We start from the raw sequence: 13784 nt of genomic DNA, 5'->3' as shown, positions 1-13784 counted from the left end.
CGCTTCACCGCTTCACCGCTTCACCGCTTCACCGCTTCACCGCTTCACCGCTTCACCGCTTCATCGCTGAACGGCTGTGGAGCGGTGGGCTCGGTTCCGGTCGATCTCAGCCGGAGACGCGGAGTTGCAGCCTGTGTCGGCGTCGAGCGTCTTATGCCACGGGCAGATGGTCGTCCGGTGAGCGCGCACGCCGCTGCCGCCCTTTGGCCGAGCTGCCTTGAAAGTCGAGTTGCAGCGAAGGCGCGGCGCGAGCCGCCAGCTTGAGAAGGTGAGGACAGATGCTCGTACGCCGACCGTTCGAGCCGGATGCTGTCAAGAGTCCATGCTGCCGCCTGGCTGCAGGGCTCAGAGCGACCATGCAGCCTCTGCCGCTCGCGGCGACCGTCCGTCCTCGTGTAGTGGCTTTTGAGCCGGCATGCGACGGCGCGTCATGGAGCCCGCCCGGGTCACGACGCCTGTGACTCCGCATCGGACGCCTGGGGAAATGAGATCTGCCGTCGACTTGATGGATGCGGCTCAAGACGTCTAGACGTCGGCTAGGCTTGAGGCATGAACCAACGAAGAAAACCTGGCGAGGTGCGCGATGCGATCATTCTGGCCTTTCGGCCGGTCCGAGCCGAGCTCTCGGTCACTGAAATACACAGCCGCGTCAACACGATTCTCGGTACTGAAGTTCCGTCGTCGAGCGTTCGTTCTTATCTGAACATCAACACCCCAAACCAGTTCATACGCACAAGCCGAGGAACTTACCGGTTGGTGCGGAAGTGATGGATGCTCGAGCGCCATTCCAGTTCGAGAGGACCGTACTAGTTAACGAGGACTGCTTAACTTGGCTGAAGAAGGCCGAGCCCTCATCTATCTCATCGGTGGTTACGGACCCTCCGTATGGTGCAGATGAATACACGGCCACAGAACTTGAACGCCTGCGGAGTGGTGGAAGGGGAGGCGTTTGGCGAATTCCGCCTTCTTACGATGGACACACGCGCTCTCCATTGCCCAGATTTTCTATACTTAAAAAGACGGATCTTGAATATCTACATGACTACTTCGAGGCATGGGCAACCCTTCTCTTACCCGTCCTGAAGCCCGGGGCGCACATCTTCCTCGCCTGCAATCCGCTCATCTCTCCCTATATTTCGACGGCCTTGAGTGATGCAGGTCTTGAGCGGAGGGGAGAAGTCGTTCGGCGCGTTATGACGATGCGCGGGGGCGACCGTCCCAAGAATGCACACCATGAATTCGATGATGTTTCAGTCATGCCAAGATCGCAATGGGAGCCTTGGCTGCTCTATCGGCGGCCCATTGATTGCAAGAACGTTGCCGAGAATCTACGAAGGCATGGTACTGGTGGCCTCCGGCGCATAAGCGATGCACGCCCGTTTGGTGACGTGATCATGAGTGGTCCAACGGGTACGCGTGAGCGAAGAATCGCGGCCCACCCATCGCTCAAGCCTCAGGCCTTTTTGCGTCAAATTGTCCGAGCTTCTCTCCCGCTGGGCAAGGGGACCGTTCTTGATACCTTCGCCGGATCCGGTTCAACCCTGGCTGCTGCTGCGGCAGTCGGGTACGAAGCAGTTGGGCTCGAACGGGACTCTGAGTATGCATCGCTCGCCACCAAAGCCGTACCCCAGCTTGCTCAGTTGGTGGTGAAAGACGATTCATCCATCGTATGAATCAGTTTGCGGCCCGACAACACCCACCACCTCTTCGAACACACCTACGTTAATACTATTCTCATCTAGGAATTCCTTGAGTCGATGAAGTAGCCTAGGACTTTTTTGTATTCGAGAGAGGTAATAGGCCGCACCTCTCAGTGCCTCTTGCTGTTTCGGTAGGTCCCACGTGATAACTCGCTCGCGCAGATCGGCGCGGCTCAGGGCGATTACGTTGCTCTCTTCGAGTCGTTCCCGAGCTTCGTTTGTGACATGGGACGCCACCACTACCGCTGTGGCATTTGGCGCTATAACCAGATCTTCGAGGAAATCGCCCAGAACCGACTCCACGGATTGGGCGTCGATTGAGTGATCTTTCACTTCGACCGCCAGCTCCACCTCTCCTCCTCGAAAGCCAGCGACATCCCCAATCATGTCGGCTCTCGAGCTTCCGGTATTCACAGAGTGCGATTCGAGAGTGAGGTTAGGGCTATCTGCGCGAAAGAACCCAAATACTAATGCCTGGAACAGGGCGCCACCGGGCGTTGCTCCCTGAGTCGGCATTGAGATCAGAGCTAGTTCATATGGTCGCACGATTCTTTCTGCCGCGGTCGCGAGAACGCGCTCGTCAGCACCGAGAACACCTTTATCCCAGATTGACCGCGCAATCGCCGCGCGCCCGCCCGGGGAGGTAGCAAAGATCGCTTCGACGAAAGGCATGTAATCTCGCCAGGATTGCGTGGCGTGCGCCGCAGAACTCGGGTGAGAACGTCGCATTTCAACGCGAATTACATCTGCAGCTGCGTTGAAAAGAGGTCTGAGTGTGAATTTCTTGCGGGCGGTGGTCAAGTTCATCGTATTGACTACGCGACCATCCTGGCCCACCTCGACAGGGTACGTGAGGTATACATCGTTAGCGCGATCAATTCCCTCTGATGCAAGTAGCTGCTCCGCCTGGGCGATGAAGGCAAGGGTGAGCGCTGGCCAGTGGTTCTGCCTCGGGGGCCTTCCGTTCTCCAGAAAATCGAGGGCAAGCTGGCATGCCGGATCACGGTCATCTTGACGTGAGTCGAAATCGCTCGGGAGATGCAGCTCATCAATGAACATACCGATTGGCTGATTGCCGCCGCGGGTCCGGCTTTGTGGAGTCATTAATCGCTAGCGTATCGCGGACCACAGTCCGAGGCCAGCGATTCTCGACTAACGGCGTAAGCGTTGATTGGCTTGCTCGGAGACTGTGCTTTGACGTGGGTCGCCGCGGCAGTTGGAGAGTCGTGTTTGTACTGGCCCGCGCTCTGTGCTCCGCTAGCGCCGATAGTCGTGAAATGTTCATCATGGGTGAGGCTGTTCAGTTGCATCGGAGCGAAAAATGCAAGCCCTGTGGCCTTGGGCCCGACAGGTCTTCTGTTCTTGACACGGACAGTCTGCGGCAGTGTCAGTGATTGCCTATCTGGTTTCGTTAGAGTCGACAGCGTTTGCTTCTGTTCTCTGGCGACCATGTTGTGCCGCTGATATATCTATTCATGCAAATCATACACCTCTCGCTTGGCCTGTGTATCCGACTCGAAGCCGGGCGGCTCCGCCGCACCATCCCGATGAAAGGCCACACACGTGGACGCTTCTGAACTCAACTCCGCCGTCGGCCAGGGGCTCGAGCAGCTCGGGTTGGGGCTTCGGCCCATCGTCGAGGGTGCGTTCGGCGAGGCGGTTCCTGGGGTCGAGTGGACTCGGATCATCGAGGAGAAGGATCGCGTTTCCGGTGGCGGGCACGGGCGGTACTCGGCGACCGACGTGTCACTCATGCTTCGGGCGATGACTGAGCGGATCGGGGAGCTGGGTTACCCGTTCGACCGCGTGCTGTCGCGGAGCGCCCGCGGGTATGCGAGTGAGCTTCGGGAGGTTCGGAACGCCTGGGCTCACAACGCGGGGTTCACAGAGCAGTCGGCGTATCGGGCGTTGGATTCGATGCAGTTGCTGTTGGAGAACGTTGGGGCCGCGGAGCAGGCTGCGGCTGTGGGGGAGTTGAAGGGGCGGGTGTTGAGCCCTTCGACAGGCTCAGGGACCGATGGGGTGGGCTCAGGGACCGAGACGAATGCGTTGGGCGGGATGGCTGACGGTGGCGAGATGGGCCCTTCGACAAGCTCAGGGACCGACGGAGCCAGTGAGCAGAGCGCCGCAGGCTCCTCGTCTGCCGCAGACGCCGCCCCCTCCTCCGTCTCCATCCGCGTCAGCGCGACGCCGACGCTCAGCTACGCGATGGCGCACTGCAGCATCGCGGTGATCGACGAGATCGTCCTCGAGAACCACGGCGGGGAGCGCCGGGCGGCGTCCGTCGAGATTGACGTCGTCACCGCCGACGGTGCCCTCGCCGACACCAAGGTGCTCCTCGCCGACCTCGGCGAAGACCGCACCACCCTCCTCCGCAGCCCCGAAGTCCTGCTCGACCCACGCCGCATGCTCCTCGTCGAAGAACAGCGCCCCGGTGTCATCCGCGTCACCGTCCGCGACGCCGCAGGCACCCAGCTCGGCGCCGTCGAGAGCCCCGTCACCGTGCTCGCGTCCAACCAGTGGATCGCCGCACCTGTACAGCTCGGCCTCGAACTCCTCGCCGCCCACGTGCAGCCCAACGCCCTCGTCGTCAGCGAACTGATGCTCGAAGTCTCCGACCTCCTCGACCAGCAGACGGGCAACAGCTCCCTCGCCACCCACCAACTCGACGACCCCGCCCGCATCGACGCCATCGTCGCCGCCGTCTGGGACGCCGCCCGCGCCCGCGACATCCGCTACGCCGAACCGCCCGCCAGCTGGGGCCAGAGCGGACAGAAGGTCCGGACCCCCGAGGAAGTCCTCACCAGCCACCTCGGCACCTGCCTCGACACCACCATCCTGCTCGCGTCCGTCCTCGAAGCCATCGGCATCCACCCCCTCCTCTGGCTCCTCAAGGACCACATCTTCCTCGGCTACTGGCGCGTCCAGACCACCCTCGACGTCGTCGCCAGCACCGACGTCTCCGAAGCCGTCAACTCCCTCGAACTCGGCCGCATCGGCGTGGTCGAGACAACCATGCTCACCGGCACCTCCGCCACCTTCGCCGACGCCTCCCGCCGCCCCCACACCGAACACCTCGCCGGCCCGCTCGACGACTTCATCGGCATCACCGACGTCGTCCAGGCCCGCCTCCGCAAGATCTACCCGCTGCCCAGCCGCCGCATCAACGCCGAGGGCGAACCCGTCGTCACCCTCTACCAGGCACCCGAAGCCCGCGCCCTCACGCAGGACGCGCCGGCCACCGCCGAATCAACCGCCGCCGGCCACGGCCCCGACGTCCCGAAGCGCGTCTCCACCTGGAAGAACGCCCTCCTCGACCTCAGCCTCCGCAACAAACTCATCAACTACACCGACCGTTCCGGCTTCGAACTCGCCGTCCCCGGCCCCGCGCTCGGGCGCCTTGAGGACAGCATCAACCACGGCACCCCGCTCACCCTCGTCGCCTCCGACAGCGTCGCCACGATCGACCAGCAGCGCGGCATCCGCTTCGGCCGCGACCTCGACGAGAGCGACCGCATCACCTTCCTCGACGACAAGAAGAGCGCCTTCATCGACGTCACCCAAGCCGCCTACCCGACGAAGCTCCGCGCCCTCGCCTACAAGGCCAAGACGATCGTCGAGGAGACCGGCGCCAACAACCTCTACCTCGCCTTCGGCATGCTGAGTTGGCGCTTCGGCGACCGCGACCTCCGCTCACCCCTCGTGCTCGTGCCGGTCACGCTCACGACGACGAGCCGCGGCTCCTCCTACCGCCTCACCCTCGACGAGGCCGGCTCGTCCACACCCAACTACTGCCTGCTCGAGAAGCTGCGGCTGAGCTTCGGCCTGGAGATCCCCGGACTCGCCAACCCCGTCGAGGACGGCTCCGGCATCGATCTGCCGGCCGCGTTCACCGCCGTGCGCCAGGCGATCCTCGACGCCGGCCTCCCGTTCCGCGTGGAGGAGACGGCGTCGCTGTCGATCCTCCAGTTCGCGAAGTACCGGCTGTGGAAGGACCTCGACGAGAACTGGGAGACGCTCAGCCGCAACAGTCTCGTCGACCACCTCATCAACTCGCCGCTCGAGGCCTACGCCGACCCGACGCCCGCGCAGACCGACACCGACCTCGACCGCCTCGGCCTCGACTGCCCGGTCGCCGCCGACTCCTCGCAGCTCGACGCCGTCGCCGAGGCGGTCGCCGGTCGCACCTTCGTCCTCGAAGGCCCTCCCGGCACCGGCAAGTCGCAGACCATCACGAACCTCCTCGCCCGCTCGCTCGCCGAGGGCAAGAAGGTCCTCTTCGTCGCCGAGAAGCGTGCGGCGCTCAACGTCGTGAAGCAGCGACTCGAAGACGTCGGACTCGGCGCGTTCTCGCTCGACCTCCACGACAAGGGCGCCAGGCCCAACGTCGTCCGTGCGCAGATCAAGACCGGCCTCGACCTCCGCACCAAGGCCGACATCGACGCGCTGAGCACCAACCGCGAGCTGTCCGAGTCCGGCCTCCGCACTCTCACCCGCTACGCCGACCGCCTCCACGAGGTCAACGCCGCCGGCTTCTCCCTCTACTCCGCGCGGAGTCGCCTGCTCGCGATGGACCACGACCTCGTCCCCATGGCGATCCCCGAGCAGCTCGTCGCCGCCGGCACGCCCGAGGCCTTCGAGGAGCTGCGGCAGGTGTTCCGCGAGCTGCCCGAGCGCTCCGACCTCGCGCGCCCGAGCACGACCCACCCGTGGGCGTTCCTCGACGGCCCGTCCGCTCCCGGGCTCGACGCCGCGACTGTCCAGCAGGCCGCCCGCGCGATGGACGCCGCTCTGGCCTCGACGCTCGACGCCGGCCTCCCGATGGACGCGCTGCGGCTCGCGACGCGACCCGACCTCCTCGGCCTCTGGTCGACCGCCGTCGCCGCACCGCGCCTGCCGATCGGCGCGCTCATGGCCGGAACCAGACCCGAGGACTTCAGCCGCCTCGACGAGGCCCTCGCTGCCGCCGAACAGCTTCGCGACGCCCAGGCCGAGTGGCGCTCGACCTTCACGCCCGCCATCCTCGACCGCGACATCGCGGGCCCGCTTCACGCCGCCGAGCAGGCTGCGGCGTCGAGCTTCTTCGGTCGCAAGAAGCGGCTCCGGGCCGCGCTCGCCCAGCTGAGCGATGTGCTCGCCGTCGACGCGACCTCGTTCAAGGTGAAGCAGCTCGTGCCACAGCTCACCGAGGCGAAGGCCGCGCAGGACCGCCTCGTCCAGCTCCGTGGCACGCTCCGCTCCACAGCCCTGCCGCTCGTCGGCGACCGCTGGAACCCGCTCGTCGAGCCGACCCAGCCCGTCCGCGAACTCCTCGGTTGGTACCGCTGGCTGTCGGAGGGCTTCCGCCTGCCGGGCACGCCCGACGACGCGTTCATCACCGCCGTCCGCGACCACTACGCGATGACCCAGCCGTCGCAGGAGGCCGCCCAGGCGCTGACGACGCTCGCGGGCACGTGGAGCGAGTTCCTGCGGGCCGCGTCGGTCAGCACCGAGCGCCTGTCGGCGTGGTCGGGTGGCGAGGGCTTCCTGCGGGCCTGGTGGTCGACGCGCGACGCCCGGCGCCTCGACGCCGCCGAGCCCGTCGTCCTCGAACGCTGGCTCGACCTCGTGCGGGTCATCGAACCGCTCCGCACTCACGGGCTCGACGACGTCCGCGCCGCGATCCTCGCCGGTCGCATCGAGACCGAGGACGCGACACTCGCGTTCGAGAAGGGCCTCGCGCAGGCGTCGATCGACGAGCGCGAGCGCACCACCACGCTCGACGCCTTCGACGCCACCGCCCACAACCGCAGTGTCACCCGCTTCACCACGAGCGTGAAGGCCGTGCGGGAGGAGCTGCCGCGGGCGATCCCGGCGTCGGTGCTCGGGTTGCGGACGTTCAGTTCGCAGTCGGAGAGTGGTCAGGTCGGCGGCCTCCGTCGCCAGATCGACCGCCAGCGCGGGGGCATGAGCGTCCGTGCGCTGCTCGAGAACTTCGGCGAGCTCATCACGCAGATCATGCCGTGCACGCTCGCGAGCCCGGAGTCGGTTGCGCGGTTCTTCCCGGCCGCCGCCGAGCTGTTCGACATCGTCGTGTTCGACGAGGCGTCGCAGATCCGGGTCGCCGACGCGATCGGGGCGATGGGGCGTTCGCGCTCGGTCGTCGTCGTGGGCGACAGCAAGCAGATGCCGCCGACGACGTTCGCCGAGGCGGGCGCGACGATCGACGATGAGGCCGACTTCACGAGCGAGGTGCTGCAGGACGAGGAGTCGATCCTCTCCGAGTGTGTGCAGGCGCGGGTGCCGAGCAAGTGGCTGTCGTGGCACTACCGCAGCCAGGACGAGTCGCTCATCGCGTTCTCGAACCACCACTACTACGACAGCCAGTTGTCGTCGTTCCCGGCGCCGTTCGCGGGTGCGGGCGACGGAGGGGTCGAGGGTCACGGGTTGGCGTTCGTGCGACTCGACGGGCAGTTCGAGCGCGGCGGCCGAGGCAAGTCGCTGCGGACCAACCCGGTGGAGGCACAGGCGATCGTCGAGGAGATCACGCGCCGCTTCGACGCCTCGCCGGACGAGACGCCGTCGCTCGGCGTCATCACCTTCAACGCGCAGCAGCGCACGCTCATCGAGGACCTGCTGCGCGACAGCACCGACCCGCGAATCGCGACGGCGCTCGACGAGCAGGACGGCCTCTTCGTCAAGAACCTGGAGAACGTGCAGGGTGACGAGCGCGACACGATCCTGTTCTCGATCGCGTTCAGTGCGAACGAGAAGGGCGTGATCCCGCTGAACTTCGGGCCGCTCACGCGAGCTGGTGGCGAGCGGCGGTTGAACGTCGCCGTGACGCGGGCGCGGCGACAGGTGGTGCTGTTCGCGAGCTTCGACCCGTCGGAGCTGCGGGCCGAGCAGACGTCGTCGATCGGCATCAAGCATCTGAAGGCGTATCTGGAGCTGGCGCAGCGGGGCAGCGACGCGGCCGGGGAAGACGGTCGTCGTCAGGCGATCATCGACCGCCACCGCGACGAGATCGCCGACGAGCTTCGGTACGCCGGGCACGCGGTCAGGACGGATGTGGGGTTGTCGGACTTCCGTGTCGACATCAGCATCGCGACCGAGGCGGAGCCCGACCGACCGCTGGTCGCCGTGCTGCTCGACGGGGCGTCGTGGCGTGAGCGACGGACGGTCGCCGACCGCGACGGACTGCCGATCGAAGTGCTGAGTGGCCTGATGCGGTGGCCGGGCGTCGAGCGCGTGTGGTTGCCGGAGTGGCTGCACCACCGCGAGGAGGTGCTGGACCGGTTGGTCGCGGCCGTTGAGGCTGCGGGGGAGCGGGCTGCTGCGGGGCGTGCGGTGGACGTGCCTGTTACCGACGAACCGGACCAGACCGAGGTGGCTCCTGGCGGTAGCGAGGACGCCGCTGACGAGTCCGCTGCGGACGCGGATGCTGTCCCGCCGGTGCGGAGTGCGCGCGTTCGGGAGTGGTCGGAACGATTGGCATCGCTGGAGACCCTGTCGGAGTTCCGTGACCGCAAGGTCGGTTCCGCGCAGCCCGTGGAGGCGGCGCCGGAGACGGACACGTCGGCGCGCCATCCTGAGCTCTCGGAGTACCAGGCCTGGGATGCGCCCACGCTGGGCTCGATCGAGGTGCTCGATCGTCTGCCGGGCCGGCCGTCTGTTGTCGCGGTGCAGGGCGCGATCCGTGCGGCGGTGGAGGCCGAGGGGCCGATCCATCTGACGCGTCTGGCGAAGCTGGTCGCGGGTGCGTTCGGTCTCGACCGGGTGGCCGGTTCGCGGGCCAAGTCGATTCTCGACAAGGTCCCGGCCGAGTTCCTCGGTCGCTCTGACGAGCCCTTCGCTTGGCCGACGGAGATCGACCCGCTCACGTGGCGAGGAGCGCGTCAGTCCGCGGCGGACGCGCCTCGTGCGATCGAGCACATCTCCCTGGTAGAGATCGCGAACGCGATGGCGATCGCTGCGGAAGAGTCCGCCGGTCTCTCGCCCGACGAGCTCCGTCGCGAGACCCTCGCGATCTTCGGCGGCAAGCGTGTCACCGCCGCGATCGGTGCCCGCCTCGACGAAGCGCTCGAGTTCGGGCTGGCTTCGGGGCGGCTGGCGCAGAGTGGCGAACACACCATCACGGCTCAGCCTGTTTGAGCTTCGGCCGCTTCGGTCGTTCAGACTCTGAACGGTGGAAACACCTTGACCGAGGGAGCCCGCGTCACATGAGTCGAATGGCTCCCAGATAGTCAAAGTGCGTTGCGACCTGGTCCGTCACATCGATGTTCTGCAGCTTGCTCGATGCGGGAACGAAGCCCGTGAGCCCTGCCGCTGTCTCTCCGAATTGGGCTGTCTTGTAGACGTACTTCAACACGGCGTCGTTGCGGGAGTGATATCCGTAGACGACTTCGTCCACAGCAGCAGTCAGTCCGTCCCAGTTGCTCTCAGCGCCGATCGCTGCGCCGAGAAGATGGGCTGACTGAATTCTGGGGCCGCCGGGCTTCGTCCCGAGAGTTTCTGCTGCGACGACCATGACCCGTGCACCCAAACTGTGACCGATGAGTACGTACGATTCGGCGTTGGTGCGCGCAAGCAGATCCCCGACGATAACGCCGGTCTTGTCTGCCCGACTCTTCGCTACGTGCCACGGGTTCTTCGCCAGGTCGGTAGCGATCAGCGCCGGCCCGATCACGCCGCCCACAAGCCTCCCGCCAATCTTGGTCGCCGCGGCGGCGGCAGCCTGCGCCGCGAACGCGCCACCGGCTTTGCTCGCCATCCCCGCGCCGAGCACGCCGAAGTCTCGGAGTTCCTTTGAACCCCAGCGGACTCGGTACACCGGCGAGTCTGGGTAGCGTTCGCTGACGATCCTCTTCCAGCCTCCCCACTTCTCGCCTTCGCCGTCAGTGAGGAACCCGTTCGCCACGACCACCGGCACACCTCCGTTACCGGGGCGGAGCAGGTCGATGCGGAAGGACTTGTCCTCTCGAACGTATGCGTTGGAAACCGATGCTCCGAGCGCGCCGCCGACCGCGGCACCCACAGCGGTCACGGCTGCGGTGCCACCCGCCATACCGAGCCCGCCTACTGCCAGGCTCCCGCCGCCGAGTATCGCAAGGCCATGGGCAGAAGCCGCTGCGCCCGAAGGACCGCCGAAGAACCCGAGCGAACCGATCGCGCCTCCGATCGCCGGTGCAGCGAGGAAGGTGAGCGGCACTGCGACACCCACAGCGATTGCGGCGCCGATCGTGATCTTCGATGCCTTATCGAGGTCGGGTTCTTCGTACCGGAGGAAATCTTCATAGTCGTGAAGATCTCCGAACGGACCATTGGCCTTCTCAAAGCCCGGAATGTCGTGGCGATGCTCGGCGCAGAACTGCGGAAAGCGGATGGCTCCGCGGTCACGGACAGCCAGATTGTCGCAGCCGAGAGCGACACAGGGCAGCGTCGGCGATCCGCAGGCCTGACAGACATACACGGGAACCTGGCCGACCGGACGGTTCGACTTCCGATGCTCGCTCTTGACGAAACAGGACGAACACCAGCCGTGTTCGACATCGAGGAGCGACACATCGTCAGCGACGTCGGCGATCCATTGCGCAGTCTTTCCGAATTCATCTGCACGCTTCTGCGCCAGTTTGCGCGCACGTTCGATGAACTTGATGGCCGCCTTCTGCTCATCAGGATCAGCCACGCTCAAGGCGTCGACGTTCGAGGTTGCACGAGCCGTGTACCAGGTCTTGGCGTGCGCCCACACGTTTCTCAGCAGCGCAGGGTTCGACTCGAGTACACCGCCGCTCTCGACGGTGGGTTCAAGGTCTGTCAGCTCGCCGACAAGTGAGAGCGTCGCTCCTTGATCTGAGGTCACTCGGACATTCAGGCGAGTTCCATCGATGACGTGGACGTGGAGAGAACCGGGCATGGCCAGATGATCCTTGGATCGGGAGCCGGCGTGACCCGATGGTGGCATCGAAGCGATCGACGGAGCAGGTGATTGACCCTGAAGCGGGTTGCCATCAGTCTGGCGGGGGAGGGCCGGGGGTCATCAGTCCCAGAATGGGTCACGCGACCGACTTGTGCATCGGCCTTGCATTGACTCGCTATTCGGTTAACTGCGGACGTTGCTGCGCGCGGGCTTAGTCAAGATCGAGCGCTCCAGTTCCAGGGGTGAGATAGTCAACCCTTGGCCGCAGAACTGTGATTCTTTGCAGCCCTTCATCGAGTTGGCCCTGCAGCTCTTTCAATGAAAAAAGGTAGGAATCGGGAGCTCGCTCAGCTCGTTCGAGGTACAGGTTGCAGGCCTTTGACATCTCGACCAAGGTCAGGCGAATATCGCGACTGCTTCGCACTGCTTCTCGCGCCGTCCGAAGCTCGCGACGGATGCTAACCACACTTCGGCTTATTTGGTCGAAATCCTGCCGCCTTGCCGCACCGGGAACCGCGTGCGGTTCCACGCTCGGGTCGAGAGCCCGTCGTAGGTGAAGCTCGTCAACCAGGTTATTGAGTGCCTGAGTCTCGATTCTCCGAGCGTTCAGTAGATACGTCATATATGCGGCGAAAACAGCCAGAGCAGCGCCAACTGCTGCAACGAGAATGTCAGGCCAGAACGTATTCCACATCCAGGCATTCTGGCAGGAGGTGCCCACTTTCAACTACGGCGCGTTGAATAGTGGCCAGCGCCATTGCGATCTAACCGGGTATTGCGCCCGCTGCAGAGTCCGCAACCACCTCGACCTTGAACCCGGCCTCGTTCTCCAGCCACCCCGCGTAGTGCTGCTCGCCGCCGGCGTGCGGGTACCGCTCCTGGTAGAGCGGTTGCCAGCCGTGCTCGGGGGCCGCAGCCATGAGGGCGTCGACCGCCTCGCGCGATCCCGCTCGGAACGCGAGATGGTTCACACCTGGCCGGCGACGGTCGTGCGAGTCGGCGCTGAGGTTCGGCGACGCCGTCAATGTCAGGTACGTGTCGCCGGCCTCCCAGGACTCACCGCCGGACCACTCGCTCGCCATCGTGAAGCCGACACGACCGAGCAACCACGCCCAGCCCGCCCGCTCCGCAGCCACGTCCGCCAGCCACACCTCGACGTGGTGCAATCCGGGACCAGCCGCGACCAGCGCGGACGGCCGCGTGCGCTGCAAGACATCCGCAGCACCCCGCAGCCGCTCCAAGGTCCCCGCCACCGCGACCCGCGCGAGCGCATGCGGCCGCGCGAGCACGTCGATGTTGCGCGCGATCCGCACGTCCTCCAGCGGGACCAGCACCAACCGCGGGTCGGCCCGCGGCGCCGTGTACCGCGGGAACAACGCCAGCAACCCGCCGCCCACGATCAGCGACGCCGCCAGGTGATAGTCGTTCACCCGATGCGCTCGCTGGAACCGCACACCCGCCGTCGCCTCGACCACCCCGAGCGCGACGTCCGGCGCGAAGCCCGCGTGCGCCGCGATCCACGACTCCTCGGCGAGTTCCGCAGCCGACACCGATGACCGCCCGGCGAGCGGATGGTCCACCGACATCGCCACGTCGAACGGCTCGCTCAACAGCGTCGTCACCGACAACTGCTCCGACGGCCACGGCTCATCGTGATCCATGCGGTGCGCGATGACGAGGTCGTACTGGTCGACGAGCTCGGCGAACTCCGGCTGCGCGACATCGTGCTCACCGAACACCAACGCCGGCGCGGAGCCCGCGTCCCCGTCGGCCAACAACCCCGGCAACAGCGCCTGCCCCGCACTCTGGAACGCCGCCACTCGCACCCGCGCACCGGTGTCGTCGCCGTACTCGCGCACCGTCTCCGCCGCACGGTCGATGAGCGTGTGCACAGTCCCGGCCATCTCGGCCAGCGCCATGCCAGCCTCGGTCAGCCGGATCTCGCGCCCGACGCGATACGTGAGCGGCACGCCCAGCTCGCGATGCAGCGCGGCCAGTTGCTGCGAGATCGCGGGAGCGGTCACGTGCAGGTGTCGCGCGACGGCGGCGATCGTGCCGCGCTGGGCGAGCTCACGCATGATCCGCATCTGGGAGAGATTCATCAGCTCAAGCTAACTGGTCACGTGGAAACCCTCAATATTCATGACGGATCGATCTGACTAGCGTGGTCACCAGGACAGCGCAAG

Annotated in this window: 5 protein-coding genes and 2 pseudogenes; 3 read left to right on the top strand and 4 right to left on the bottom strand. The window is 65.6% G+C overall.

The features are described from left to right. Positions 1-767 precede the first annotated feature (767 nt). Entirely contained in the window at positions 768-1673 is a 906-nt protein-coding gene (locus ASE44_RS18155) for a DNA methyltransferase (protein WP_082455665.1), read from the top strand. On the opposite strand, the gene ASE44_RS18390 is transcribed toward ASE44_RS18155, so the two are convergent. Next, positions 1659-2759, bottom strand: coding sequence for a hypothetical protein (locus ASE44_RS18390; protein WP_157579755.1), 1101 nt, complete (start codon positions 2757-2759; stop codon positions 1659-1661). The two genes, ASE44_RS18155 and ASE44_RS18390, sit on opposite strands and share 15 nt — an antisense overlap. Before the next feature lie 504 nt (positions 2760-3263). Between ASE44_RS18390 and ASE44_RS19090 the strand changes: the two are divergent. Together ASE44_RS19090 and ASE44_RS02090 are read left to right on the top strand one after the other, a co-directional pair. Next, positions 3264-3632 (top strand): annotated as a pseudogene (locus tag ASE44_RS19090) (Swt1 family HEPN domain-containing protein); the annotation flags it as partial. Between the two features lie 144 nt (positions 3633-3776). Further along, complete coding sequence (locus tag ASE44_RS02090) at positions 3777-9833, top strand: DUF3320 domain-containing protein (RefSeq protein ID WP_235522520.1); 6057 nt, start codon at positions 3777-3779, stop codon at positions 9831-9833. A 64-nt stretch (positions 9834-9897) separates the two neighbouring features. Here ASE44_RS02090 and ASE44_RS02085 read toward each other — a convergent pair whose 3' ends face one another. The 3 genes and pseudogenes from ASE44_RS02085 to ASE44_RS18895 all read right to left on the bottom strand — a co-directional run. Continuing rightward, positions 9898-11595 carry a DUF726 domain-containing protein gene (locus ASE44_RS02085; RefSeq protein WP_157579754.1) on the bottom strand — a complete coding sequence of 566 codons (1698 nt, stop codon included), beginning with the start codon at positions 11593-11595 and terminating at the stop codon, positions 9898-9900. 767 nt (positions 11596-12362) lie between these two features. Beyond that, positions 12363-12785 carry a VOC family protein gene (locus tag ASE44_RS18900; RefSeq protein WP_235522527.1) on the bottom strand — a complete coding sequence of 141 codons (423 nt, stop codon included), beginning with the start codon at positions 12783-12785 and terminating at the stop codon, positions 12363-12365. Between the two features lie 45 nt (positions 12786-12830). Further along, positions 12831-13685: pseudogene (locus tag ASE44_RS18895) on the bottom strand (LysR family transcriptional regulator); the annotation flags it as partial. Positions 13686-13784: the final 99 nt, after the last annotated feature.

Origin of the sequence: Plantibacter sp. Leaf1, from assembly GCF_001421315.1 — a bacterium.
Taxonomy (GTDB): Bacteria; Actinomycetota; Actinomycetes; order Actinomycetales; family Microbacteriaceae; genus Plantibacter.
Note: the sequence above shows the minus strand (reverse complement) of the source record. Positions and strands in the feature narration are given on the sequence as shown.